A 25,430-nucleotide genomic window follows, 5' to 3' on the forward strand; every position below is an offset into this window, starting at 1 on the left:
TTTTTCATTTTCAACCCTCCGACAATTTTATGCATTTTGCCAAAACACCGAAAAGACTGTGGCAAATACTTAAGAAGTCAACCCGCAGTTTCTTTAAGGAGGATGTATTTACCTATTCAGCCTCCATTTCATTTTATACAATGTTATCCCTGCCTGCGGTGCTACTTATTGTGGTATCTGTGGCAGCGACATTTTATCAGGAAAATCGTATTGAGGAGGAGTTGATCGCTCAGATTTCCGGTTTGATAGGAGTCGACACAGCAAAGCAAATTGAAATGATTCTCGCAAAAGCAGCATTAAAAGAGGATTCTGCATTTTTAGCCAAAGTAGTGGGAATAGGAACTTTGATCATCAGTTCTACGACCGTGTTTTTTTCCCTTCAGACTGCAATCAATAAAATCTGGAACTTGGAAGCAAGGCCCGGAAAAAGCTGGATTAAATACTTGATAAAAAGACTTCTTTCTTTGTCTATGGTGATTAGCATTGGGTTTCTTTTAACGGTATCCTTGATAGTCGAGTCACTTTTGATGATTTTCAAAAGAAATCTTCAAGCTTTTCTTGGAGATGTTTCCTCGACTTTGGTTCATATTGGTTCCGAACTGATATCATTTGGGCTAATGTGGTTGATTTTTTCCCTTATGTTTAAGGTAATCCCCGATGTCTCTATCCGCTGGAGGAATGTTTGGATTGGGGGTTTGATTACGACCTTTTTGTTTGTTGTGGGTAAGTTCCTTATTGGCCTGTACCTTGGTTCTGCCGCTATGATGGACCTGTATGGGGCTAGTGGATCTTTAGTTGTGATTTTGGTTTGGACGTATTATGCTAGTCTTATTTTCCTTCTAGGATCAAAAATAACCCAAACCTATACTCAAGAGACTGAAGGGAAACCTCTAGTCTATGATAATGCAATAGAAGTGGAGACTGTCATAAAAGAGAAGAAATAGTCTTGAATATTTAATTCTGCCGCCTTACAAACAATAGAAGAATCATTGATTTATCTTTTTCTCCTTTCTTCGTTTTATTTCCCAAAGAATAGCACCTCCTATAGCACCCAATGCAATCCCTCCTGGGCCTGTGATAAGAATCCCAAGTAGTGGCCCTTGATTAGATTCTGGCATAAAAATCAAAGGACCAAAAAAACCTATTATGAAAGCAAATACTCCTAGTCCAAGTGCTACTGTAAATATGTAAGTGCCTTGGGAGGGTTTGGTGTTATTATTAATACCAGTTTTTTTCCAAACTGTGTAAGCTAAATAACTCGCTAAAACGAAGCTTGCTATTCCTGAAATCACAATAATCCAATTTGGCGGATCGCTACTAAAGGGTATTGAAAGTAGTCCTCCTAAAATCAAGGAGAAAAAATAGTAAGAAGCAATAAAGGTTAAAAATGAAAAAAGCAGTTGCTTTATTTTTTGCATAGTAGGTTTGTGTGAGCCCTACAAGGTACACTAAAAAACATGTAACGAATTACCACTTGGAAAATGAGTGACTGCAACTTCGGGGATATTCTTCGAAATCCATTCTGCCATAAAAGCGGAACCGCCTTCCTCACTTGCGGAATGACCAATCACAACTAAGGAAAGTTTTTCACCCATTTCATTGGCATTGCGCACGTATTCGGGAGTTTCCCATTCGGGCGATTCCCCCACGATGATTACGTCAGGTTTTTCCTGCATCAGCAATTCGATCTGCCTTCTGCCGCCAATCGCACCTGGAAGAAGCAAAATCTTACTTACGATTTGATCCAAATCTCCCACATATCGAATTGATGGAACACCCATTTTATCCTTGATCTCATTGATCAGATTTTTCAGGGAAGTTTTCGGTAAATGTAAGACAGCATTTTCTTGATAGTAATCATTCCATCCCAATTCATTAACCACTCCGGCTTGGACACCATCTATAGTTAAGGAGTGTACGTAGTCATGATTCCGCCATACAGCAATTCCATGTTTTTCCAGCAGATCTGCTTTGAATTTGTAGACCGGATCATTTTCCAGCCATTCAGTTTCATCTAGATGATTGTAAAAAGTGGGTTCGTGGACAATGATAAAATTCGCATTCAATTCAATTGCTTTTTGAATCACGGTGATGGTCGCAAACATCGTAGTCATAATTCCTGTCACGACTTGATCTTTGCTTCCTGATTTCAAAGTGTCTACGGTTTTCTCAAAAGGAGCATTTGGAACGCCGGCGATGAATTTATCCATAATTTCCTCCACGGTATATTCCTTTTTTGTTTGCTGAGCAAATAGCGAAAAGGGTTGGGAAAAAAATCCAGTTGCTATCCAAGCGGAAGTTTTCAGGATAAAGTCGCGACGTTGATTTGGATTTTGGGCTTTCATTTTGGAATTGATTTCCTCTAAAATATAAAAACCGAAGACGGAAAGGTCTTCGGTTTTTATATTATTTTGAAATAATACAATATCAGATAAGCAGAACTATCAGTTCACAGATAGACCAGAGATCCAGATAAATCGCTTTCCCTCTGCGTTCATATGGTCCTGAGCGAAAGTCAAGGGGCCTACTTTTTTCTCATTTTCCCAAGTCCAAGTAGCACCTTGTTCCCCATTTCCTCTTCTGAAAGTCCATTCCAGAATCTTATTATTTTCATCCAGATACAGGTCATAAGCATCTCCTGGTGTGTAGCCATCCGCGGAGTTATAAATGATGGTTAGCTTCGTAGAAGTGGTTCCTTTCAGGGGAGAGCTAACTCCTTCCTCAGTCTCAAAAGTGTAACCAGAATCCCAGCCGAGCTGGAACGGCATCATCGCCCAATACTTATCATTGATAAACGCCTTATCAGCTGGAGGAAGAGAGTCAGAAAGTAGGCTATAGGAATAGGTCGTATCCGGATCAGAATAGTCTACAGTTTGATCTTTCATATTCCATAGGTAAGATCGGGAAAGAACATTAACGGAGTCCCGCTGCACGTTCCAAGTGAAGCCTAGTGTATTTACTTGATCCATTTGATCAAACCCATAAGCCATGGCGACTTTCATAGGAAGTGTGTCCGGGGTAGTTTCTTTTGGCTGGCAAGCCACTAGAAATCCGACAAATAATAAGGCAAGAATTAAGTTTTTCATAGGAGATGGTTTTTGTCAAAGTTAACAGGATCAGGGATTAGTTTGTTTTTGAAGCCAATTTTTATACTTCTGGTATTCAAAGATTCCATAGCCGGTTTTTAGGAATCTAAAGAATCGAGTAAGGATTAGCATTCCTAAAAACAGCTTGGATGGAAAGATTTTCTTTTTCCTTTTGGCTGTTCCAGATAAGATTGTTTTTGCCACCCAGGCTGCAGTTTGTCTAGGGTAAGCTTTGGGAATATTGTGGCCTGCAGTATCAAAGAAATTTGTCTCGGTAGAGATCGGAAATGCCAATGTTACCCAATCTCCGGTTTTTTCAGACCAAATAGTTCTGGCCCATTGGAGCAAAGCGGACTTGGTGGCGGCATATAAGCTATAGCCCGGAATATGCCAATAGGACATAGCAGAAGCTGTGATGATTAGTCGGAAAGACTTTTGGGGAAATAACTCACGCACCATAAATCCGATTTGAATGGGACTGTGGACATTGAGTTGGAACAGGCGATCCATTTCTTTCCAATTTTGATTTTCCGCAGGGCCATATTCTGCTTTACCCGCATTTGCAAAGCAAAAATCCACATGAGTCCAATTGGTTTTGACCCAGTCAAAAATCTGCTCATTACCATTTTTTTGGCTTAGATCAACCGAAATGATTCCTTTTACCTGGGGAAATTTCTTCTTTAAATCCACTAATTTTTGTTCGTCAATATCTACGAGCAACAGATTTGGATTTGAGGGTGTGATTTGACGGACGAGTTCCAAACCTATTCCGGAAGCAGCACCGGTTATGATGCAATTGGTTTCGGTATAGACTTTATAATTCATGATCCGAAATGGGGAAATTGATCCGAAAAGGATTGATTTTCACAGCAAGAAGCGGTTTCTGTAAACGGATATCAGGGAAAAAATCAGGATTTAAATCTTTGATTTTGACTTTGGCAAGTTTTCCCCATCCACTCCCGGATGGTTTGGTGTAAAAATCTGTGCCTTCCCAAAACTGATGTAAATCTATCGGAAGAAAGCTGGTGCTTGCTGGGAAAGGAATCCCAAAAGATTTCACCTCACATGAAAATACGACTTCATCATTTGAAAAGACTTTTATTTCAGATTTTCCATTTTCTTCTTTCCATGAAAACGGTAAGGTGTTTTTAGGAATTCCCCAATTAGCTCTACCATTTTGAGTGCTTTCTTCGGAATCTACATAGATCTTGGTAATGCTTTGTTTTCCAGTTGGAGAAAATTTACCCGGTATTAATAACAGTTCATTGTAAGGACCTACGGGAGAATTTTTGTAGTTGACCAGCATCAGATAGCCTAAGCCCCCTTTGAATTTGCCCTGAAGTCTAGCAGGAAGTTGACCGAAGGTCTCTACCCATTTTTTTGAAAATTTATAAACGAGAATAATCCCTTCCCCTTCAAGTTGCCAAGGGGCTGGAGCGTACTGGAAGAATTTTGGAGGAGGATTCTGGTTTTTCTCAGCCATAAGGTGAAGGGCTAACTGCGGTCCAGCCTCCATCTATCACCAGGGTCTGACCGGTGATGTGCTTTGCTGAGTCGGATACCAAAAAAGCCGCAGCGTCGGCGATATCCTCTACATAGGCGGCTCTGCCCAGTGGGGTGAGCTTGGCCCATGTTTTTTCATAATCCTTATCAGAGGTTGTTCTGCTAGTCAAAGTTGCTCCCGGTGCAATCGTATTAATTCGAATTCCGAGAGGGGCTAATTCCAAGACAAGGTTTTTTGCCAGCATTTCTAAAGCAGCTTTGCTCATGGCATAGGCAGCAAGATTTTCATGACTTTGATGTGCAGTGACAGAAGAAGTAAGCAAAATCGCTCCGCCTCTTTTTTGTTCTTTCATCACATTTGCTGCGGCTTGGGTGAGAAAAAAACTCCCTACTTGGTTTACGCTGGTGACTTTCAGGAAATCCTCTCTTGAATATTCCAGAAAGTTCCCATAAAGGGTTATTCCGGCATTTGCGATCAAAACATCTACAGAGCCGAAGTTAGAAATCGCAGTTTGAATAAGCGAATCAATGATGTTTTGGTCGCTTGCGTCTCCCGGGACAGCGATGGCAGACATCCCAAATTGATGTGAGATTTTGTTACAAGCCTCTTCAATCAAACCTGCTTCAAGGTCATTTAATACTAGATTCACACTTTGGGCAGCTAGTTTTTCGGCAATAGCCAATCCTATTCCCTGTCCTGCACCGGTGATGATTGCGGTTTTTTTCTTTTTCATTTTTCTTAGTGCGAATCACGCTTCACTTCTGAACCTGAACTCCCCTGTAGGAAATCAAAATCCACTCCGTCATGTGCTTGATTTACTTTGTCTAAAAACAAATTCACATACCCTCGCTCATAAGGAAGTTGGGTTGGTTTGAATTCGGCCTTTCTTTTAGCCATTTCCTCTTCAGAGATCAGGAGGTTTAGGCTTCTTTTTGGCACATCCAGCTCGATCATGTCTCCATTTTGTACAAAAGCCAATGGACCTCCGATGGCAGATTCCGGTGAAACGTGAAGAACGACTGTTCCATAGCCAGTACCACTCATTCTTCCATCTGAAATTCGGATAATATCCTTGATTCCTTTTTCCAATAATTTCTTCGGCAATCCCATGTTTCCCACTTCTGGCATTCCAGGGTAGCCTTTGGGGCCTACGTTTTTCATGACCATCACGCAGTTTTCATCAATGTCAAGCTCAGGAGAATCAATCAAAGCCTTGTACTCATCAATATTCTCAAAAACTACGGCTCTTCCCGTATGCGTGAGCAAATGTGGACTAGCAGCAGAAGGCTTCAATACTGCTCCATTTGGACAGAGGTTGCCTTTTAGTACTGCAATTCCAGATTCTGGTTTGATCGGATTTTCAAAAGTTCCAATCAGATTCCGATCATAGCATTCGGCTTTAGCAATATTTTCTCCGATGGTTTTTCCATTGGCGGTGATTGCGTCGGTATTGAGCTGCTTCTCGATTTCTTTCATCACGGCGGGTAAGCCACCTGCATAGAAAAGATCCTCTACCCAATGCTCTCCGGAAGGCTGCACATTAGCGATCAACGGGATTTTTGAAGAAAAATGATCGAAATCTGTCAAATCAAGCTCTACTCCAATTCGCTTTGCAATAGCAGTCAAGTGAAGGATAAAATTGGTTGAACCACCAAGCGCAGCATTAACCATGATGGCATTTTCAAAAGCCTTTCGAGTAAGTATTTTGGACATTTTAAGGTCCTCATTTACCATTTCTACAATTCGCATTCCAGCCATATGGGCGAGTACTTTTCTTCTCGAGTCAGCTGCAGGGATGGTGGAGTTGTCCGGTAGGGCTAATCCAAGAGCTTCCACCATCGCAGCCATTGTAGAAGCAGTTCCCATTGGTGCGCAATGACCCACAGAACGGGACATGGCTGCTTCTGCTGCAATAAAATCTTCTTGGGAGAGCTTTCCCATTTTGAATTCTTCGGCAAATCTCCAGACATCTGAAGTTCCGATTTTCTTGCCCTTGAATCTACCAACGAGCATTGGTCCGCCAGAAACCACCAAAGCGGGAATATCCACCGAAGCAGCACCCATCACAAGTGAAGGTGTAGTCTTATCGCAACCACACATTAATATAACTCCATCCATTGGATTGGCCCGAATACTTTCTTCCACATCCATGGAAGCGAGATTGCGGAATAGCATGGCTGTTGGCTTGATGGAACACTCTCCAAGTGACATGACAGGAAACTCTAGAGGAAAACCTCCTGCTTCCCAAATCCCACGCTTCAGTGCTTCTGCCAAATCTCTAAAATGTGCATTGCATGGAGTGAGCTCGGACCAAGTATTGCAAATGCCAATCACTGGCTTGTCTCCCTCAAAGAGGTGATGGGGAAATCCTTGATTTTTCATCCAGGAGCGATAGATGAAACCATCTTTTCCTGTACGTCCGTACCACTCTTGGCTGCGAAGTTTCTTTTTGGTCATGGGTTTGATGCTTGCTTGTTAAAGCGAGAATTTACCAAAAAAAATCGCAAGCCAATAATCCAAAGTGAAGGGAGGGGTAATTATTTCTCCAGAGAAAGCATTAGACTTTCTAATTCAGCCACATCTATTGTAAAGTCACTGATGATGGTGTCTGGAGAATCAGCATGATTTAAAGTATAATAGTAATTCAGTCCCATCGCTGAAGCCAAATTAAAGAAACATTGGTTTTTGCTATCCCCTTGATTTCGCAATTCGATGACATGCTGCCCTTCTTGCATAAAAATCATATTGGTAAGAGCCGCTCCATGAAGTGAGATAAGGATTCGCGTTTCTGCCATTAGCTCAATTTGTTTCTTTAGGGGTAGTTTTTCTGCATAAACTATTTCAAATCCATGCTTGAGCATAAGAAGCTCCACATCCAATTCATTATGAGCTTTTCGTTTTTCAGCAAGTTTTCTACTGATATATACTTTTTGAAAAGGGTTTCTAGTGGGTTTTACACCGAATTTTGTGCGGGTAAGTCTAGTCAAAGGCTCATTGAAATTCGGGAAATTGGCAGTTCTGGGAGTTAGGACTAGTTTATCAACCCAAAGATTTTCGCTGGAGGAAAAATAACAAGGAATAATTCCAAGCAGGTCTAGTGATTCCCGGACATAGGCAAGGTGTTTGAAAGAATCGTGGAGAATTATCCGATCAGAAGCACCGAATTCTTTTGCTTTCCAGATTCTGGGAAGGCAATCGGTCATCCAATGAAAATAATTCGCACTCCATTCGTCTTTAATCCAGATTCCGTCTGGGATTTTTCGCCAACGTTTTAAAGCACAAGTGATGGTACGTTTTAATTTTGGAAGTAGACCTAATTCATGAACATGGGTATATTCTGTGTAGAATTTAAGGTCTTTTAGAGAAAAAGCCGTGTCTTGAAAAATTACAGCTTTCTCTAAGATTGTCGTCGGAAGAACGAAAAAAGTGGCAGTACGTGCGTGTTCAAAGAGGAAATTATCCTCAGGTTTTAAGTTTACAGGAAGGCTCCTTTTGACGGTAATTTCTTCAACCAAAATGGAATTTATTTAGTAGGAAATGAAGAAGAGGGTAAAAAAGCGGGTGTTTCAACCCGCTTTTGTTAATTAAATTCGTTCGATGGATGCTCCCAACTTATTCAATCGCTCATCTATATATTGATAGCCTCTATCGATTTGTTCGATGTTGTCAATAATTGAAGTACCATTAGCTGAAAGCGCAGCAATTAAAAGAGATACTCCGGCACGGATGTCCGGTGAAGTCATTCGGATGCCGCGAAGTGGGTATTTTCGGTCCAAACCAATCACAGTGGCTCGATGTGGATCGCAGAGTATGATTTGAGCACCCATATCTATCAATTTATCCACGAAGAATAGTCTTGATTCAAACATTTTCTGGTGAACAAGCACAGTTCCTTTGGCCTGAGTGGCTGTTACCAAAACTATACTCAACAAATCCGGAGTAAATCCTGGCCAAATTGCATCTGCTACCGTCAGAATGGAGCCATCAATGAAGGTCTCAATTTCATAATGCTTTTGAGCAGGTATATGGATGTCATCTCCTCTAAATTCCAATTTGATACCCATCCTACGGAAGGTCTCAGGTATAATTCCCAATCGGTGAATTTGGCAATCTTTTATCGTGATCTCTGACTGAGTCATGGCGGCCAATCCAATGAAAGAACCGATTTCAATCATATCAGGGAGCATGGTATGGTCTGTTCCTCCCAGCTTTTTCACTCCATCAATGTGGAGTAAGTTGGAACCCACACCCGTGATTTTGGCGCCCATTCTGTTGAGCATATCACAAAGCTGCTGTAGGTATGGTTCACAGGCAGCATTGTAAATTGTGGTTCTGCCCTCAGCCATCACGGCAGCCATTACGATATTCGCAGTGCCAGTAACTGACGCCTCATCGAGGAGCATGTATGCGCCTTTTAGATTTTTACCGTCAATGTGGAAGATTTCATTGGCAGCATCATAATGAAATTTAGCGCCTAGTTTTTGAAAGCCGAAAAAGTGGGTATCCATTCTTCTTCTGCCGATCTTATCTCCTCCTGGCTTAGAAAGTTTTCCAGTTCCAAATCGAGATAAAAGTGGCCCGAGAATCATCACGGATCCACGCAGAGCGGACGCTTTTTTTAAGAAATCATCTGTCTCGAGATAATCTATATTGACCTGATCGGCTTGGAAAGAATAGGATTCGGGCCCCAGTCTTTCAACTTTGACACCCATGTCCCCTAGCAATTCAATCAGCTTATTTACATCCCGAATATTTGGGATTTTATTTATAGTAACCTTCTCTGCTGTGAGTAGGACTGCACAAAGAATTTGCAGGGCTTCGTTTTTTGCTCCCTGGGGAATAATCTCTCCTTTGAGTTTATTTCCTCCGACAACCCGAAATGATCCCATTAGTTTCTTCTTTTCTTGTTATGACCCCCATTATTCCTGCGGTTCTTGCTATGACCTCCATTACGCTTGTTTTTTCCTGGAGGATCTACAGCGATTGGAAGTTTAAAGTCCCTTCTGGTATTCGACTCAAAAAGGCTATTCTCTTTCACTTTTTCCAGATCGATATGAAGCTTTCCTTTGGAAAGAGTTTTGATGTCATCTAGGATGATTCCATCATCGAAATTGTCCCGATTCCAGGTGGAGTGAAAGCTACGCATCAACTGACCGATGTAGATGATGGCTGACTCTTGCTCTTCATCGTCTTCAATCTCGATTGCCTTTTCGATCAGTTTTTCGATATTTCTACCGTAATGTTTGAATTTCACTTCACCTTTTGGATAGCCAATAGGGAGGGGCTTTTTGCCTAGAAGTTCTTTTTCCGGCATAGGGTAAGGAGCATCCACATCAAGCTTAAAGTCTGACATGATATACAAATCGTCCCAAAGCTTCTGATCATTCTCTTGTTTCCAGGTAGGATTGAGTTGTTTGATGATCTCGATAACCGTGTATGCACTTTGGGTACGCTTATCACGATCTTCAATTCCGGTGATGTGATCAACCAGCCGTTGAATGTTTTTGCCGTATTCTTTCAAAATAAATGTTTGTTTGTCAGGTTCAATGTGCTCTTTGGTGCCTCCTGATTTTTGCGCATTAAAAGGTAATGAAAAAATTACCAAAGGGCGAGAAGGCAGATGATTAGTCTATAATTCTGAGCTTCGCAAAGCTAAGTAATAATGTTTTCTCTCCAAAATGCTCAAATTGGATTGTGGCTTTTTTGTTAAGTCCTTCTGTTTCAATTTTTTGAACTTTTCCGAAGCCGAATTTAGGGTGCTCTACCAGTTGTTCTGCTTGTAAATTGTTCGTGTTGGAAGGTTTAAAATCAGGGCTGGGTGTGTGGAGTTTCATTGCACTCACCGGTCGGGCTTCAGGTTTCTTTTTGATACCAATAAAACCAGAGCTCCCTGGTAATCCTTCACTTCGAAATGCACCAGGCATTTCTTTGCTGGTCATTCGCTTGTTGATCTTAAGGCAATTTGGATCTACTTCTTCCAGGAATCTACTTGGCTCACAATTCAATAATCTTCCAAATCGATAACGAGTCAAAGCATAAGTGAAATAAAGTTTATCCATTGCCCGGGTAGAAGCTACGTAAAACAGTCTACGCTCTTCCTCCAAATCCTCTCTGCTCTGCATCATCATCTGGGAGGGGAATAAATCTTCCTCCAATCCCACCACAAAAACCTGCTTGAATTCCAATCCCTTGGAGGAGTGAATCGTCATCAGAGTGATCGCATCGGTCAGATCTTTGTCCCGATCATTATCCGTAAGCAAGGCTATTTCCTGTAGAAAAGATCCCAGACTTTTATCTTCATTTTCAGGATTGTCCACATATTCTTTGATCGCATTGAGGAGTTCCTGCACGTTTTCGTAGCGATTGAGTCCTTCGATGGTTTTGTCCTCGTAGAGTTCCCGTAGCAAACCACTTTGCTTTGCAATCGTGCTTGCAACTTCAAAAGCATCTCTTCGCTCAATTTCGATCTGGAAAGCTTTGATCATGGTTGCAAAATCCATCACCAAACCGCCTGCTCTCCCTCCCAGGAAGCTTGGACCATTTTGGACCACATCCCAAAGGGGGGTGTCATGATCATAGGCAGCTACGAGCAATTTGTCCACGGAGGTATTTCCAATACCCCTTTTTGGATAATTGATAATTCGCTTAAAAGCCTCCTCATCCATTGGATTCACAGCAAAGCGCATGTAGGCCATCAAGTCTTTGATCTCCTTTCGCTGGTAGAATGAAAGTCCACCTACGATTTTGTAGGTCAGATTCATTTTGCGAAGTGCCTCTTCTATAGCTCGGGATTGGGAGTTGGTGCGATAGAGAATGGCGAAATCGCTATTGAGAAGTTTCTTATTGTTTTTCTCCTCAAAGATGGTCGTTGCCACTATTTTCCCTTCCTCATTGTCAGAGGTAGCCTTGATCAATTCGATCAGTTCCCCATCAGGATTAGACGTCCAGACCACTTTCTTAAGCTGTGCCTTGTTCTTGTCGATGATTGAATTGGCGGCTTCCACGATCGTTTTGGTGGATCGGTAGTTCTGCTCTAGCTTGACCACAAAAAGGTCTGGATAATCTTTTTCAAAATTTAGAATATTCTGGATATCTGCTCCACGAAAAGCGTAGATACTTTGCGCATCATCACCAACTACACAGATGTTCTGATGCACAGCAGCAAGTTTTTTGGTGATCAGGTATTGGGAAAGGTTGGTATCCTGAAACTCATCCACCATTACGTAGCGAAATCGCTGCTGGTATTTGTTGAGCACGTCCAGATGATCCCGGAAAAGCACATTGGTATTGAATAGCAAATCATCGAAATCCATAGCTCCAGCTTTGAACAGTCGATCTTGGTATTTTTGATAGATTTCGCCCATTTTCGGCTTCATTGCAGCTTCATCATCTGCTTTGACAAAAGGATCATTTTGATAGGCCTGCCATGAAATCAACCGGTTTTTGGCTCCCGAAATTCGAGAGAGGACTGCGTTTGCTTTATATACTTTATCATCCAATCGCATCTCCTTGACGATCGTGCGAATGAGAGATTTGGAATCATCTGAATCATAAATGGTGAAGTTAGAAGGGTAGCCAATTTTGCCCGCTTCGACCCTTAATATCTTTGCAAAGACAGAGTGAAATGTACCCATCCAGGTATTTCGAGCTTCGAGTCCAGCTAGCGATTCGATTCGATGGCGCATCTCGGCAGCTGCCTTATTGGTAAAAGTCAGGGATAGAATATTGAAGGCATCGACCCCTTTTTCATAGATCAAATGAGCGATCCGATAGGTCAAAACACGGGTTTTTCCTGAGCCGGCACCGGCAATTATCATCACTGGTCCATCGGTATGCTCGACAGCGGCACGTTGTTCGGGGTTGAGGTTGTCTAAATATTCCATGTTCAATTTTATCGCTGCACAAGTAGAGTTTACTATTTCTACTTCTTATTGTTGTTGTATTTAATTAGCCATAATGAAGGCTATTAGGTTCAAAAAAGAAGTAAAGAGATCAATTCGTTCTCTAAGCACTAACTCCTTCTTTCTCCTGTTAATCCGTATTTAGTGAGCAATTTTATTTTTAATTCTGGGTCAAATAAATTTTTCAATTTTATAGTCTTCCAATTTTTAAATCTTCCAGCGCTTATGACTCCAAAGGTATAAGTCAGGTTGTTTTCGGATATTTTCTTCCAGTCTTCTGCAAAATTCATCTGTGATGCTATGCGGAGCATGCTGATCATATGGGGGAGCGGCCAAAGGTGAAAATTCAAACTCATAATGACCGCGTTTGATTTTTTTCATTTCGCCATAAATTACCTCGGCATCCATTTTTTTGGAAAGAAATTCTGCCCCTTCAAAGAATACCGCTGGCCGATTGAGGAAATCTCGCTGGTAGCGCTTTTCTGATTGTGGAGGGCGTTGATCTGAACCCAGCATAATAATTCTTGGAGATTTTTTTAAGGTAAGCATACTTTTCCGAAATGCTTTTTTCTCTGTGACATAGCCTCCAAAACGCATCCGAATTTGGTTCATCAGCTGATCAAAAAAAGGATTGTTGACTTTCAGATAGACCGTCTCTACTTCGGAGGTAGTGTGGAGGTTAGTTCCAACTACGCCGAACTCCCAATTAAACATATGACCTGTAACCATGAGTGCGCTTCTACCTCGTTGGACTGCTTGGTCTAGCAGCTCAGCATTTTTGATGGTAAATCGCCGATTAAATTCTTTTTCAGAAATGGTTAATAGCTTTATCGTTTCTGCGAAAAAGGCATCCGTGAAATTCCGGTAGAATTTATTCCGAATTTTTTTTCGCTCCGCCGGTGATTTCTCCGGAAAAGCAAATTTCAGATTTTCATCAATCACCTTTTTGCGATAGCTGATCACATACCGAGCAATCAAGTAGAGCAAATCGGAGAAAAGATAAAGTACAGGAAGCGGAAGCCTGGAAAGTAATCTAAAGAAAAACATAGAAACGGGATGGAGATTGAGATCTTTTCGGATCGAATCAGGCAACAAAATAAAGGAAATCGCCTGAATTCTTCCCGATTCCTAGTTATAAATTGACCCAATCGTTACTTTTGAACATATGTCGGAAGTACAGCGCAGAAAATATTCTCAAGAAGAAAAGAACGGCATCTTCGATGGAGAGTTTATGCCACACATAGACTCCATGTACAATTTTGCCTATAGGCTCACCTTTGACGAGGATGATGCCAAAGATTTGGTACAGGACACCTACCTGAAAGCATACCGTTTCATCAACTCATTTGAGAAAGGAACGAATGCAAAAGCATGGCTGTTCCGGATTTTGAAAAACAGTTTTATCAATGAATATCGACGAAAGAGTAAGCAGCCTGCTAAAGTAGATTACCAGGAGGTTGAAACTTATTACAACTCGGATGACGTTGATTACCAAAGTACGAGCGATATGCGGGCCGATTCGGTCAAGGATATGCTTGGAGATGAGATCTCGAATGCGCTTAATAGTTTGGCTGTAGACTTTAGAACTGTGATTATCCTTTGTGATTTGGAAGGATTCACTTATGAGGAGATGTCGAAGATTTTGGATATTCCGATTGGAACGGTTCGATCAAGACTTCATCGGGCGAGAAATCTACTCAAAGAAAAACTACAAGGCTATGCTAAAAACATGGGCTATAACACAGATGAGGAGGAATAATAAACAGAATTACTGATGGATATGAATGAAGAATCATCCGAGGCACGGAAGCTGAAATGCGGAGACACGAGCAAGTGCTTTGAATTGTTGGAGAGCATTCTCGATGGAGAAGTGGACAATTCCAAGGAAATGTTGAAAGAAAAATTGGCGAAATGTCAACCTTGTTTTGAGCATTTTCACCTAGAGCAAGCGATTCGTGATGTCTTGAAAAACAAGTGTACCAAGCAAGCTGTACCTAATGAATTGGCAGATAGCATCCGAAGACAGATTCAGGAAATTAAATAAACATGACCTCAGGCAAGGCAATCATCTTTTCGGCTCCTTCGGGATCGGGAAAAACTTCTCTCGTCAAACACCTCATTGAAAAAATCCCAAATCTGGGATTTTCTATTTCTGCCTGTACACGCGACCGACGTGGAAGGCATGAAGTGCATGGCAAAGACTATTATTTTTTAAGTCAGGAAGAATTCAAGAAAAAAATAGACGAAGATGCTTTCATCGAATGGGAGGAAGTCTATGCCGGCAACTTCTACGGTACCCTCAAAGAAGAAATCCAACGGATCTGGGATAGTGGCAAAGCAGTGATTTTTGATGTAGATGTCAAAGGTGGATTGGCTCTTAAAAATTATTTCGGAGATCAAGCATTGGCTATTTTTGTGAAAGTCCCAAGCTTGGAAGTTCTTAAAGAACGGCTAAACGAGCGAGGTACCGAAAGTGAAGAATCCCTTTCAAGACGATTATTCAAAGCAGAATTTGAATCTAAATTTGAGCCTCAATTTGATGTGACCGTAGTCAATGATGACTTTAGCAAGTCGTCTGCAGAGGCAGAAAAACTAGTGAGTGAATTTTTAGCCAAGTAGCCCGTGAAAATCGGATTGTATTTCGGCTCATTTAATCCCATCCATGTGGGGCATTTGATTATTGCGGATACGCTGTATGATCGAAGTGATCTGGATGAGGTATGGTTTGTAGTCAGTCCTCAAAACCCACTCAAAAAAAGACAAGCGCTCGCGCATGAGCATGATCGACTGCGGATGGTGGAATTAGCCATCGAGGGCAATTTTCACTTCCGGGCATCAGATGTGGAGTTCCGCATGCCTCGACCTAGCTATACGATAGATACGCTTACTTACCTGAGTGAGCAATATCCACAGCATCAGTTCAGTTTATTTTTAGGTTCGGATAATCTGGATCAGCTGAAGAAGTGGAAAAACTACGAGCAGATTCTGGAATATTATCAGATTTTGGTCTATCCTAGACCGGGTGAACCTAAAACTATTGAGCATCCAAGTATCCAAGTGATCGAAGCGCCACTGTTGGATATTTCGGCCACTTTTATCCGGAAGTCCATTCAAGAAGGGAAGTCAGTGCGCTACCTGATCCCTGAATCCGTGGCCGATTATATTCGGGATAAGAAGCTGTATCAGTAGTCCTTAGGAATTTTAAACTAGATAAATCTGTGATTTCAAACTAAAAACAAGATTTTTTTAAATTTTAGTATTATTTTTCAAACTAAGACTTGCGAATAAAAAAAAAAAAATTAAGATTGTACATGCACTGGTTTGGTGCTGGATTCCGGCCGGGTTCTTTTTTATCAATTCTTAATTTTATTATTTATGAAAAAATTAATTTCAGGAATGCTCTTCGTGGCTGCGATGGGTTTATCATTTAGTGGCTCCATGGCAAATGCTCAAAGCTTGGGTGGGGAACAAGACTGTGAAGAGTCGATAGACATCGATGGTGAAACCATAACAGTGACTGTTTGTGGTCGAAAAACAAACCTTTGGGGTTTTCTAGATGGGAATAAATGTAATGCTGTAGCCACCACTTCTTGTACATTCACAAATTAATTAGTTCAATGCGGGTCGAAATGACCCGCTTTTCTCATTTATTCTAAGGATATGATCAAACGATTATTTTGCATTGTTAAAATTGTTTTTTTTTGTGCTCTCATTTCATGCGGACAAAACACAGCTGAGGAGGTTGCATCCTCATCAATAAAAATTAAATCAACAGCATCTGTCAAAGGTCTCAACCTAAAATCTGCTCGGATAGTCCGTTTTTCTGACAATTCATTTGCGCCAATTGGGAGTGTGCATAAGGTGCTTATAATTGGAAATCGGATTATCATAGTTGACAAGACCATCGGAAATTCAGTGCTTATTTTTGATGAGAGGGGTAGATACTTTAACCATATTTATAGAATAGGGGACGGTCCTGGTGAATACAAGAATTTGGAAAATATATATTATGATGAAAAGGAAGGGTCACTTATTCTGATTCCTATGGACTATAAAAAGAAGTATTTTTTTGACATTGGTGGTAATTTTATTAAAGAGGAAAGGTATAGTGAAGATATTTATTATTCAGACTTAATCCGTTTGGGTAATTCGGAAATTCTGGTAAACAATGGTTCAATGAATTTAGAGGATGGGTTTAAAGTATATGAAAATCAAAAGTTAGTTACGTCAGCAATACCTTTTGTTGATTATTTGGATATGACTCCATTGGATGGAAGGAATGTTATTTCTAAAATTGATGGGGATAATTATAATTTTACTGTCGGAAATAGGGATACTATTTTTCGATATGATGCAAAGAGCCATGAGATTTCAGCTGACTATATTTTTGATTTCGAACCTCCGATTTCCAAAATCGATTATGCTAACCATCCTAGTCCATTAGAATATTTTGTTGAAAGCAAAATGTTTATTGGTATTTTCGATATTTTTCAAAATGGTAATTTCCTTTCGTTCACAACTTTTAAATATCCGAGAATCAAAGGTAGGCTCCTCTCAAAATCAACTAAAAAGCTTTATGATACTGAGGAATTTATCCGGGAGGAAGTAGGTAATCTTGGTTTTGAAGGCATTCTGGGTTTGGGACAAAATGGAGAGTTTATTGCGGTGCTGAAGGCTGGTGACAATGGGAACTGGGATTTTTCGAAGAATAAGGATTTAGAGGAAGCTTACGGTGAAATGAATGATTTAGGACCTGAGGAGTTTTTACTGCTTTTCTTTGAGATTGAGGAGAGAGACTAGTATGTTTTTTATTCGAAAACCTCCTAAACTAAATTCGGGATACTTTTCAGCTTAGTCTATAAAAATGCCAAGGGTAAAGACTTCAACTCAGGATAAAAAGCTGTTTCATTAGCTTTTATAAATTTTAAACTATAAAAACCTGTGATTTTGAACTAAAAACAAGCTTTTTTTAAATTTTAGGATTAGTTTTCAAACTAAGATTTGCAAATAAAAAAAAATTAAGATTGTACATGCACTAGGTTGGTGCTGGATTCTGGCCGGGGTTCTTTTTTATCAATTCTTAATTTTATTATTTATGAAAATCAGTAAGATTAAATCGTTTGTTTTTGGATTGGCCTTTTTGGGGTCAATGGGTTTTGGTGGGATCAATAGTCAGGCTCAAACTGATGGTGATGATCCGGGGCTTGAAGGAGGCTGCTTTCAAAGAATGGTCATCTGCAATGGTTCGATGACAGTTTATCATTGCGATGGTAAGAGAACTGGAAGTCAATGCAGTACCTATCAGATTGGATGTTTATTTTGTTAAATTTTAAAGTAAAGTTGGCTTTACCAAGAGATTGGTTAAGTCAACTTTTAATCTAAATAGTATGATTTTTAAAACGTGTGTGTTCATGAAAAAACAAATCTCAGTAGTACTTACTATTTTATTTTTCTCTTGTTCTAACCAAAATTCCAATCAAATAGAAAGTTCTTTAACTGAACTTGAGTTGGAAGATATATTACGAATAGAGAAAAGTCACTTTGAAATTGTAGACCTTATTCCTTTTGAGACTACTTCAGAAAATTTGATGGGAAATGACTTACGAATTAGAAGTAACAAGGATTATTATTTTGTTTTCGACGAAGGAGTTCAAGATTGTGTTCATCAATTCGAAAAAAGCGGAAAGTATCTTGGTCGGAGAGCAATCGTGGGAGAAGGCCCGAATACAATAACTAGGTTGAGTGATTTTTTTGTAGCTGAAGATGGAAAACTTGTGGTGCTAAATTCTCTTGGCGATCAAGCAGAAGTATTGGCTGTTGATGTTGATAATTCGATTCAATCTATTTTTAAAGTGGACTATATTCCAAGTTCCTTTACCAAATTGCCTTCCGGGGATTATCTTTTCTATGGTAGCTATAATCTCCCGTTTGTGAGTCATCGACTGATTCGAACTGATTCGAACGGTGTCATTCAGGAGAAGTATTTAGAAAATCAATATTCCAACAAAATGCTTCCCATGACAGAGCGTAATTTTTTTAAAAACGAATCTGACCTTTTTGTTGTGGAGACATTCAATAACATTGTTTTTCAGTTAGTTGAAGATGAATTAAAACCAATCATCAAGGTCGATTTTGGAAATCTTGCTATTCCGGCTAAATTCTGGGAATTAAATCTTTTGGAGGGTGGATTTGACCTTATCCAACAGAATGGATTTGCAAACTTCAATGGCTTTTTTAAAGACGATAAATACTCCTTAATTAGTTTACATGTTCAAAAACCTTCTGGCATCTTCAAAAATCTAATTATTACCAATCAGTTAAATGGTGCGCAAAGTGTTTTGGAAACTAGTCTTTCAGATGATTATTTTTATCACTATCCAGTTGGAATTGAGGGTGATGAGTTTCTGTTTGTCACCTATCAATCTGAAATAAAGAAAGAAAAAGATTTAAAATTAAGCGTTGCTTTAATGGCTAAAATACCTGATGGTGACTTTGATTACCCTGTTTTAATGAAAGTTAAGTTTTCTGATGCGACGAATTAAAAAAATAAGGTTTTTTGCTTCATTGGCGTTATTATTTACATTCTCTGCCTGTCAGCAAAACCAGTTTAATCAAATGAAATTCCCCAAAGATTTAGATCGAATTAATAGCGAATTGCCTGCAAGGAAGATCAATCTTGGGACGACGAATAAAATTGTCTTTTACCTAGATATTTCGAAGAGTTCACTTTTTTTATTTAAGAGCACTATGTTGGATTGGCCTGAATTTGCCAAAGAATACCCAGATCTAGCAGTATTAATTTATCTGTCAGGAGTGGATGAAACAGGTAGCCGAACTAAAGAGAACATGGAGAAGATTCTTCGCTCATCGAATTTCCCGTATGAGGTTTTTCTTGATCCAGATTATCAATTGTATGAATTGAATAGTTTGGACCGCTTTCCTTATGAAAACAAAGACCTTCAGACCTATTATGTGAAAGGAAATGAGATTCTAGGAATTTCTAATTTCGGGATGCCAAATGCAAGAAAGGAAGAGTTAGATCGATATTTTGGGAGGGATTAAATACTAATTATACATTATATCAGCTACTAGGAGGAGTCTTGCAAACTCAAAATAAGTACAAACTACCCGTTAATTACCACGACAGTTTGTAATCGGAAAACATCAGTTATAGGAATAGTTTCTGGGCTAAGTTGTGACTTAGTTGATACGACTACCTGTTCCTTTACTAACCATTGAGGATGATAAGATTAATAGCTGTCTAGTGTTCTCGTTTGCCTCTTTATTAAATCCATCTTTCTTCCTACATTTTTGGATTCCAGTTAAGCATTTACTTTCTTGCCTCTTGCCCAAAACCTACTTTTTATCAATTCAAACCTGAACATATGACTAAACATATCTACGAAAGTGGGCTAATTGGCAATTGCGCCTTTATCGCCCATGTAGAAAAAACTACCAATATCAGCTGGCTTTGCTTCCCTCGGTTCGACTCGGATTTTATTTTTGGAGGGCTCCTGGATCGCAGAAAAGGTGGGCAGTTCACCGTCCTACCGGAATCAGAGAATTTTGAAACCTCCCAAGCTTATTTGGAAAACACCAATATTCTTCAAACAACAGTTACTTCTGGTGAGAATAGCTACAGAGTCACAGACTTTGCTCCCCGTTTTAAAAACTATGATCGCTACTACAAGCCGCTGATGCTAATCAGAAAAGTAGAAGCTTTAAGCGGTTCTCCAAGGATAAAAATTAAATGTGAGCCGGTAACTGATTATGGGAAAATCCAATTGACCCCAAGTATTGGAAGTAACCATGTGCGATACATGGGAATTGATCAGGAGCTGAGATTGACCACCAATGCTTCGATGAGCTACATCACTGAGGATAAATCATTTGCGCTTCATAAGCCTATTTATTTGGTTTTTACTTATGGCAGACCTTTGGAAGCTCCTATTGAAACTACTTGTGAGCGCTTTCTACATGCGACTACTTCCTATTGGCAGGAATGGGTCAAGTCCACCAGCATTCCCAACTTTCACCAGAAATTGGTTCTCCGCTCTGCATTAGTCCTCAAAATACATCAATACGAAGACACCGGGGCTATTATTGCTGCATCGACTACCAGTTTGCCAGAGTCTCCAAACTCGACTAGAAATTGGGATTATCGCTACTGCTGGATTCGGGATACCTATTATACCCTTACGTGTTTCAATAGCTTGGGGCACTTTGAGGAGTTGGAAAAGTACTTTGAGTTTATTCATAATCTTCGCACAGGCGAAGATGGACGCTATCAGCCTCTCTATTCGATTACTGGCGGAGCACTCTTGACAGAGGAGATTTCGGATCTCGATGGGTATTTGGGAAATAAGCCAGTACGTTTCGGGAATCAGGCCTATACACATATTCAAAATGATCTCTATGGTCAGGTGTTAGTTTCTTTACTGCCTCTGTATTCTGATCAGCGATTTACTGAAGAGGAGCGAATGCACTCTGAGCCAATGATTATGAATCTGCTAAACAAGATCGAATTGACGATGAATGAGAAGGATGCGGGACTTTGGGAGTTCCGCAACTTGGCTCAAGAGCATTGTTATACCTTCTTATTTCACTGGGCCGGAGCCTGTGCAGCTGCCAAAATGGGGATTCGACTGAAAAACGATACCATGTACAATAAAGCAATCGCCCTACGTGATCTTGCTAAGGACAAAATAGAATCCTGCTATCTGCCGGATCGGAAGGCTTATTCCCAAGCTATCGGTTCGAAGTATATGGATGCAAGTACGCTTCAGTTAATTACAATGGGTTATTTTGGTGATGATCTAGAGCGTGCAAATGAACATCTCAAAGCATTGGAAGAGGATTTGTTGGCAAAAAATTTCTTGTTTTACCGATACAAGCATATGGATGATTTCGGGGTGCCTGAGACCACATTTTTGATTTGTGCATTTTGGTATATTGAAGCTTTGGCTTGCGTGGGAAGATTGCAGGAGGCTGTGGAAGGTTTCGAGACGCTAGTACAATACTGCAACGATCTGAAATTATTCTCCGAAGACGTAGATCAGCATACGGGCAGTCAATGGGGTAATTTCCCACAGGCTTATTCCCATGTGGGACTGATGAATGCGGCTTTCAGAATCGGTAAAAAGCTGGATAAGCCTAATTTCTTGTAAATCAATTTTAACCAAAAAGAACGGAAAGCTTTTTTGAACCACGAAGGACACTAAGGTTTTCACGAAGGTCACAAAGGGTTTTTAATCAAAAAGCAGGAAATTTGCTGTAGGTCATGTTGCAACTAAACGAAATTAGATAGAAGGTTTTTTGCCGCCAAGTACACTAAGGTTCGCTAAGGAGAGAAAGCAGGCCTATCACTAAAACTTGACTCTTCCTTTCAAAACACCCCAGAGGGGTGTAATATGGCTAGAAATAAGGTTCTGTTCAAGTATCTGGCTCCCGCGAAGGATTATATTTTGGAAAAATGATGCATATCCTGGACCATGGAAACAGGCTTTTTTAACCACAGAGGACGCTAAGGGTTTCACGAAGTTCACAAAGAGTTTTATTTTAAATCAGAAAATCCAAATCAGAAAATTTGCTACAGGTCATGGCAACTAAACGAAATTAGATAGAAGGTTTTTTTACAGTCAAGTACGCTAAGGTTAAGTACTTTTTTCACACCTAATTTTCAGACTTAGTTTAATACTTGTAGCTTCAATATTCGAAAAAAATTCTGTTCATGAGGTTTCATAAAATTTTCTCAGCACTAGTATTTACTAGCATTTCCATAGCGTTGGTTTCCTGTTCGAATGACATTTACAGAAAGAATAATAAAGCCCATAAAAAAGCAGTAAAAGAAGTGACCAGTACACTTCATGAAATTCCCAAAACAAAATCTCAAAGTAATCCTGAAACGCTCAGCATCACAGATGAATGGGTTGGTACGACAAATTTTAGCGTTCGACGTCCCAATTATGTGATTATCCATCATACGGCTCAGGATTCCTTAGCACAAACCATTAAGACTTTTACCCTTACCCGAACTCAAGTAAGCTCTCACTATGTGATTGGAAGGGATGGAGAAGTGGTACAAATGCTCAACGACTACCTTCGATCCTGGCATGCCGGGAGAGGACGATGGGGAAATGATACCGATCTCAACTCGGCTTCCATCGGTATTGAGCTCGATAATAATGGCTTTGAACCATTCACTGAAAAGCAAATCGAAAGTTTATTGCTGGTCTTGAAGCGATTGAAGGCGAAGTATGGAATTCCTACTGCAAATTTTATCGGACATTCGGATATCGCTCCTGGGCGAAAAGTAGATCCAAGCCCTTACTTTCCTTGGAAAAGATTGGCAGAAGCCGGTTATGGACTTTGGTACGATGAAGTATTGGATACTCCCAACTATTTAGAAGTCGGAAGTCCTCCTGAAAATTTCAACACGATTGATGCGCTTCGGATCATTGGATATGATGTGAGTGATACAGCCGCTGCCGTCCAATCTTTTAAAATTCATTTTATCCAACGTGATATAGCAATGCCACTCCATGGATTGGATCAATTGATCTTATATAATCTGTATAAAAAATACCGCTAAAAATTTCTTTCCAGCGGTATCTGTTTTCTTAATTCTTATTTTAGGAACCGAGTTTAGCCAATAGTTGCCGTACCTGCTTCACAGATTTGATATTGTAGTTCGCTTGAGTATAAGCATAGCCCACTCTGATGGAATAGGCATTTTTCGGCATTGCCTTGAACGTATCCTCATCAGTCCAATCATCTCCTACAGCTAAAATGAAATCGAATTCCTGATCTTTCATGATTGCTGTGGCAGCACGGCCTTTATTGATATCCGGTCGTTTGATTTCCAAGACCATATTTCCCTCCAAGACCTGAAGGTTATGACCTCGGGCCATGTATTTCAAGTGGCTAAAAAGCTCGCGCATTCGGAGATCACCCAATCCGCTTTCTACTTTTCGATAGTGCCAGACAAGCGAATGATGCTTCTCCTCTATAAATGCTCCTGGGGTTCGTAGGACATAATATTCCATGATCTGCCGAATATCATCCTTCCACCCGTCCTCGATTTCGGCATAGAGTTTCCAGTCTCCTTTTTCAGTTTTCTTCTTCACCCAAACGCCGTGTTCGGCAATGAGATCTACGTTTTGATCTTTAAACCAAGTACCTAAAGTATCCTTATCTCTTCCCGAAATGATGACTACTTCAGCTTTAGCACTCAGGTTTTTGATGATAGATTTCAATTCTTCATCTGGTAAAGCATTTTTGGGATTGGTGACGAAACCTGTGAGCGTCCCATCGTAATCCAAAAACAAAATTGGTTTTTTCGCTTTCTGAAAAGCCACTTCAATTTCACTCATGACTTTAGCATCCACATCCTTGGAGGTAAGTTCCTGCTGCTTGGCTTTCACATGTGCCAGTCGATCCATAAAGACTTTGACCCACTGGAACACATCGTATTTCTTGAGGCTTTCCTGCATACTGACCATTCTGGCTTTTTGCTCCGCAGGCTTCATGCTTAGGGCATTATAAATGGCGTCTACCACACCCTGTCGATCATTTGGATTGACTAGGACGGCATCTTGAAGTTCTTTGGATGCACCTGCCATCTCAGAAAGGATTAGCACCCCAGTTTGGCTGGTTTTACTAGCTACAAATTCCTTGCAGACCAGATTCATTCCATCTCGTAAAGGAGTGACTAGTGCAATATCAGACATACTATAGAAAGCGCTGAGCTCCTCGAATGGAAAACTTCTATAGAAATAATGCACTGGCTTCCAATTCAAAGTGGAATATTCGGAATTGATTCTTCCGACGAGCAGATCGATTTCCTCTTTCAGTTCTTTGTATGACTGCACTTTGTCTCGACTCGGTACCACGATCATGATCATAGAGACTTTTCCATGAAGCTCTTTATGCTGTTCGAGTAGCTGAGCAAATGCCTGAACTCGTTGTGGAATTCCTTTGGAATAATCCAGTCGATCAATGGTGATGATCAACTTTTGATCTTCTACCTGCTTTCGAAATTCACGGACAATACTTTGTGTTTTTCTACTTTTGGCTTGGTTGGCAAATTTGTCGTAGTCAATTCCCATTGGGAATGAATCCACATTGATGATTCGATTTTCGGCTTGGATATAACCACTTTCTGAGGAAAGCCCTGTAATTCGGCCTACAGCACTCAGGAAGTGGCGCATGTCATCATAGGTATGAAATCCAATCAAATCGGCGCCAACCATGCCTTCAAGTAACTGTTTTCTCCAGGGAATCATCCTTATGATCTCGTAAGAGGGAAATGGAATATGCTGAAAAAATGCGATGGTGGCATTTGGTAGTTTCTCACGAAGCATTTGAGGTAGCAAAAGCAACTGGTAATCATGGACCCAAATGGTATCTTCCGGACCTGCTTTTTTTAGTATTGCTTCACAAAATTTCTCATTTACCCGTACATAGGCTTCCCAATGGGCTGGATTGTACACCATGTATTGCGTGAAATAATGAAATGCAGGCCAGAGGGTTTCGTTGGAAAATCCCTCGTAAAACTCCTCAACATCTTCTTTGGTTAGAAAAACGGGAGCCATTTTAAGGTCATGCAATTCTAAGATAATCTCTGCACGCTGCTCTGGGTCTTCCACTGTATTTCCGGGCCAACCGATCCAGATATTTTCGCCCTCTTTATAAATTGATCCGAGACCTGTGGCGAGGCCGCCTGCACTGGGTTTGAATTCAAATCTTCCATTTCGATGCCGAAGGCTAATTGGAAGTCGGTTTGAAACGATAATCGTTTTTGACATAATAGGTTTGCTAGATTAAAAACAAGAAAAGGGGTAAATCCCTAATCAAAAAGGTGATGAAAGAAGGTACTCAATCTTCAGAGGAATTAAAACAATAACCTTGCAAAAGGGCTATTTCTTAACTGAAAAATAA

The 25,430-nt window shown here is 40.3% G+C and carries 25 protein-coding genes; 12 read left to right on the top strand and 13 right to left on the bottom strand.

Going from position 1 to position 25,430, the window contains the following annotated elements; all coding sequences use genetic code 11:
- Positions 1-29 precede the first annotated feature (29 nt).
- Positions 30-944, top strand: coding sequence for a YihY/virulence factor BrkB family protein (locus BVC88_RS03710; protein ID WP_075349273.1), 915 nt, complete (start codon positions 30-32; stop codon positions 942-944).
- Between the two features lie 42 nt (positions 945-986).
- On the opposite strand, the gene BVC88_RS03715 is transcribed toward BVC88_RS03710, so the two are convergent.
- The 12 genes from BVC88_RS03715 to BVC88_RS03770 all read right to left on the bottom strand — a co-directional run bounded on the left by BVC88_RS03715 (position 987) and on the right by BVC88_RS03770 (position 13,538).
- Complete coding sequence (locus BVC88_RS03715; protein WP_075349274.1) at positions 987-1,418, bottom strand: hypothetical protein; 432 nt, start codon at positions 1,416-1,418, stop codon at positions 987-989.
- A gap of 30 nt (positions 1,419-1,448) precedes the next feature.
- Positions 1,449-2,345: a Nif3-like dinuclear metal center hexameric protein gene (locus BVC88_RS03720; RefSeq protein WP_075349275.1), complete on the bottom strand. Its 897-nt coding sequence runs from the start codon at positions 2,343-2,345 to the stop codon at positions 1,449-1,451.
- 99 nt (positions 2,346-2,444) lie between these two features.
- Positions 2,445-3,086: a hypothetical protein gene (locus BVC88_RS03725; RefSeq protein ID WP_075349276.1), complete on the bottom strand. Its 642-nt coding sequence runs from the start codon at positions 3,084-3,086 to the stop codon at positions 2,445-2,447.
- Between the two features lie 30 nt (positions 3,087-3,116).
- Positions 3,117-3,911, bottom strand: a complete 795-nt coding sequence (locus tag BVC88_RS03730; protein ID WP_075349277.1) for an SDR family NAD(P)-dependent oxidoreductase — start codon at positions 3,909-3,911, stop codon at positions 3,117-3,119.
- Positions 3,901-4,569 carry an acetoacetate decarboxylase family protein gene (locus tag BVC88_RS03735; protein ID WP_075349278.1) on the bottom strand — a complete coding sequence of 223 codons (669 nt, stop codon included), beginning with the start codon at positions 4,567-4,569 and terminating at the stop codon, positions 3,901-3,903. Before BVC88_RS03735 ends, BVC88_RS03730 begins: the two co-directional genes overlap by 11 nt.
- Entirely contained in the window at positions 4,562-5,323 is a 762-nt protein-coding gene (locus BVC88_RS03740) for an SDR family NAD(P)-dependent oxidoreductase (RefSeq protein ID WP_075349279.1), read from the bottom strand. The genes BVC88_RS03735 and BVC88_RS03740 overlap by 8 nt, the downstream gene beginning before the upstream one ends.
- A gap of 5 nt (positions 5,324-5,328) precedes the next feature.
- The gene (locus tag BVC88_RS03745) at positions 5,329-7,047 is read right to left on the bottom strand and encodes an IlvD/Edd family dehydratase (protein ID WP_075349280.1); all 1,719 of its coding nucleotides are present in this window, start codon (positions 7,045-7,047) and stop codon (positions 5,329-5,331) included.
- 80 nt (positions 7,048-7,127) lie between these two features.
- Positions 7,128-8,105, bottom strand: a complete 978-nt coding sequence (locus tag BVC88_RS03750; protein WP_075349281.1) for a glycosyltransferase family 61 protein — start codon at positions 8,103-8,105, stop codon at positions 7,128-7,130.
- Between the two features lie 69 nt (positions 8,106-8,174).
- Entirely contained in the window at positions 8,175-9,479 is a 1,305-nt protein-coding gene (gene murA / locus BVC88_RS03755) for a UDP-N-acetylglucosamine 1-carboxyvinyltransferase (RefSeq protein WP_075349282.1), read from the bottom strand.
- A complete protein-coding gene (locus BVC88_RS03760) occupies positions 9,479-10,111 on the bottom strand; it encodes a DUF4290 domain-containing protein (protein ID WP_245803581.1) in 633 nt (210 codons plus the stop codon). The genes murA and BVC88_RS03760 overlap by 1 nt, the downstream gene beginning before the upstream one ends.
- Before the next feature lie 103 nt (positions 10,112-10,214).
- Positions 10,215-12,473, bottom strand: coding sequence for an ATP-dependent helicase (locus BVC88_RS03765; RefSeq protein WP_075349283.1), 2,259 nt, complete (start codon positions 12,471-12,473; stop codon positions 10,215-10,217).
- Positions 12,474-12,698: 225 nt separating this feature from the next.
- Positions 12,699-13,538 carry a lysophospholipid acyltransferase family protein gene (locus BVC88_RS03770; RefSeq protein ID WP_075349284.1) on the bottom strand — a complete coding sequence of 280 codons (840 nt, stop codon included), beginning with the start codon at positions 13,536-13,538 and terminating at the stop codon, positions 12,699-12,701.
- Positions 13,539-13,656: 118 nt separating this feature from the next.
- Here BVC88_RS03770 and BVC88_RS03775 point away from each other — a divergent pair, with 118 nt between their 5' ends.
- The 11 genes from BVC88_RS03775 to BVC88_RS03825 all read left to right on the top strand — a co-directional run bounded on the left by BVC88_RS03775 (position 13,657) and on the right by BVC88_RS03825 (position 23,082).
- On the top strand, positions 13,657-14,250 hold the full coding sequence (locus tag BVC88_RS03775; protein WP_075349285.1) for a sigma-70 family RNA polymerase sigma factor: 594 nt from the start codon (positions 13,657-13,659) through the stop codon (positions 14,248-14,250).
- 15 nt (positions 14,251-14,265) lie between these two features.
- A complete protein-coding gene (locus tag BVC88_RS03780; RefSeq protein ID WP_075349286.1) occupies positions 14,266-14,535 on the top strand; it encodes an anti-sigma factor in 270 nt (89 codons plus the stop codon).
- Positions 14,536-14,537: 2 nt separating this feature from the next.
- Positions 14,538-15,110, top strand: coding sequence for a guanylate kinase (gene gmk / locus BVC88_RS03785; RefSeq protein WP_075349287.1), 573 nt, complete (start codon positions 14,538-14,540; stop codon positions 15,108-15,110).
- A 3-nt stretch (positions 15,111-15,113) separates the two neighbouring features.
- On the top strand, positions 15,114-15,680 hold the full coding sequence (nadD, locus tag BVC88_RS03790) for a nicotinate (nicotinamide) nucleotide adenylyltransferase (RefSeq protein ID WP_075349288.1): 567 nt from the start codon (positions 15,114-15,116) through the stop codon (positions 15,678-15,680).
- A 186-nt stretch (positions 15,681-15,866) separates the two neighbouring features.
- Positions 15,867-16,100, top strand: a complete 234-nt coding sequence (locus BVC88_RS03795) for a hypothetical protein (protein WP_075349289.1) — start codon at positions 15,867-15,869, stop codon at positions 16,098-16,100.
- 243 nt (positions 16,101-16,343) lie between these two features.
- Positions 16,344-17,291 carry a 6-bladed beta-propeller gene (locus tag BVC88_RS03800; RefSeq protein WP_245803582.1) on the top strand — a complete coding sequence of 316 codons (948 nt, stop codon included), beginning with the start codon at positions 16,344-16,346 and terminating at the stop codon, positions 17,289-17,291.
- Positions 17,292-17,586: 295 nt separating this feature from the next.
- Positions 17,587-17,817, top strand: a complete 231-nt coding sequence (locus BVC88_RS03805; RefSeq protein WP_075349291.1) for a hypothetical protein — start codon at positions 17,587-17,589, stop codon at positions 17,815-17,817.
- Between the two features lie 85 nt (positions 17,818-17,902).
- On the top strand, positions 17,903-19,033 hold the full coding sequence (locus BVC88_RS03810; RefSeq protein WP_075349292.1) for a 6-bladed beta-propeller: 1,131 nt from the start codon (positions 17,903-17,905) through the stop codon (positions 19,031-19,033).
- Positions 19,034-19,106: 73 nt separating this feature from the next.
- Positions 19,107-19,553 (top strand): hypothetical protein, encoded by a 447-nt coding sequence (locus tag BVC88_RS03815; protein ID WP_139316520.1) that lies wholly within the window; start codon positions 19,107-19,109, stop codon positions 19,551-19,553.
- 323 nt (positions 19,554-19,876) lie between these two features.
- On the top strand, positions 19,877-21,658 hold the full coding sequence (locus tag BVC88_RS03820) for a glycoside hydrolase family 15 protein (protein ID WP_075349294.1): 1,782 nt from the start codon (positions 19,877-19,879) through the stop codon (positions 21,656-21,658).
- Between the two features lie 563 nt (positions 21,659-22,221).
- Positions 22,222-23,082: an N-acetylmuramoyl-L-alanine amidase gene (locus BVC88_RS03825; protein WP_075349295.1), complete on the top strand. Its 861-nt coding sequence runs from the start codon at positions 22,222-22,224 to the stop codon at positions 23,080-23,082.
- Positions 23,083-23,122: 40 nt separating this feature from the next.
- Here BVC88_RS03825 and BVC88_RS03830 read toward each other — a convergent pair whose 3' ends face one another.
- A complete protein-coding gene (locus tag BVC88_RS03830; protein WP_075349296.1) occupies positions 23,123-25,297 on the bottom strand; it encodes a bifunctional alpha,alpha-trehalose-phosphate synthase (UDP-forming)/trehalose-phosphatase in 2,175 nt (724 codons plus the stop codon).
- Positions 25,298-25,430: the final 133 nt, after the last annotated feature.

Source organism: Algoriphagus marinus, from assembly GCF_001936475.1.
In the GTDB taxonomy this organism is placed as follows: Bacteria; Bacteroidota; Bacteroidia; order Cytophagales; family Cyclobacteriaceae; genus Algoriphagus; species Algoriphagus marinus.

Coding starts and splice junctions, on each gene's coding strand:
- BVC88_RS03725 (WP_075349276.1), bottom strand. CDS start 3,086: ATGAAAAACTTAATTCTTGCCTTATTATTTGTCGGATTTCTAGTGGCT.
- BVC88_RS03735 (WP_075349278.1), bottom strand. CDS start 4,569: ATGGCTGAGAAAAACCAGAATCCTCCTCCAAAATTCTTCCAGTACGCT.
- BVC88_RS03765 (WP_075349283.1), bottom strand. CDS start 12,473: ATGGAATATTTAGACAACCTCAACCCCGAACAACGTGCCGCTGTCGAG.
- BVC88_RS03775 (WP_075349285.1), top strand. CDS start 13,657: ATGTCGGAAGTACAGCGCAGAAAATATTCTCAAGAAGAAAAGAACGGC.
- BVC88_RS03740 (WP_075349279.1), bottom strand. CDS start 5,323: ATGAAAAAGAAAAAAACCGCAATCATCACCGGTGCAGGACAGGGAATA.
- murA (WP_075349282.1), bottom strand. CDS start 9,479: ATGGGATCATTTCGGGTTGTCGGAGGAAATAAACTCAAAGGAGAGATT.
- BVC88_RS03830 (WP_075349296.1), bottom strand. CDS start 25,297: ATGTCAAAAACGATTATCGTTTCAAACCGACTTCCAATTAGCCTTCGG.
- BVC88_RS03730 (WP_075349277.1), bottom strand. CDS start 3,911: ATGAATTATAAAGTCTATACCGAAACCAATTGCATCATAACCGGTGCT.
- gmk (WP_075349287.1), top strand. CDS start 14,538: ATGACCTCAGGCAAGGCAATCATCTTTTCGGCTCCTTCGGGATCGGGA.
- BVC88_RS03715 (WP_075349274.1), bottom strand. CDS start 1,418: ATGCAAAAAATAAAGCAACTGCTTTTTTCATTTTTAACCTTTATTGCT.
- BVC88_RS03825 (WP_075349295.1), top strand. CDS start 22,222: ATGAGGTTTCATAAAATTTTCTCAGCACTAGTATTTACTAGCATTTCC.
- BVC88_RS03795 (WP_075349289.1), top strand. CDS start 15,867: ATGAAAAAATTAATTTCAGGAATGCTCTTCGTGGCTGCGATGGGTTTA.
- BVC88_RS03770 (WP_075349284.1), bottom strand. CDS start 13,538: ATGTTTTTCTTTAGATTACTTTCCAGGCTTCCGCTTCCTGTACTTTAT.
- BVC88_RS03720 (WP_075349275.1), bottom strand. CDS start 2,345: ATGAAAGCCCAAAATCCAAATCAACGTCGCGACTTTATCCTGAAAACT.
- BVC88_RS03820 (WP_075349294.1), top strand. CDS start 19,877: ATGACTAAACATATCTACGAAAGTGGGCTAATTGGCAATTGCGCCTTT.
- BVC88_RS03745 (WP_075349280.1), bottom strand. CDS start 7,047: ATGACCAAAAAGAAACTTCGCAGCCAAGAGTGGTACGGACGTACAGGA.
- BVC88_RS03780 (WP_075349286.1), top strand. CDS start 14,266: ATGGATATGAATGAAGAATCATCCGAGGCACGGAAGCTGAAATGCGGA.
- BVC88_RS03805 (WP_075349291.1), top strand. CDS start 17,587: ATGAAAATCAGTAAGATTAAATCGTTTGTTTTTGGATTGGCCTTTTTG.
- BVC88_RS03815 (WP_139316520.1), top strand. CDS start 19,107: ATGAAATTCCCCAAAGATTTAGATCGAATTAATAGCGAATTGCCTGCA.
- BVC88_RS03710 (WP_075349273.1), top strand. CDS start 30: ATGCATTTTGCCAAAACACCGAAAAGACTGTGGCAAATACTTAAGAAG.
- BVC88_RS03810 (WP_075349292.1), top strand. CDS start 17,903: ATGAAAAAACAAATCTCAGTAGTACTTACTATTTTATTTTTCTCTTGT.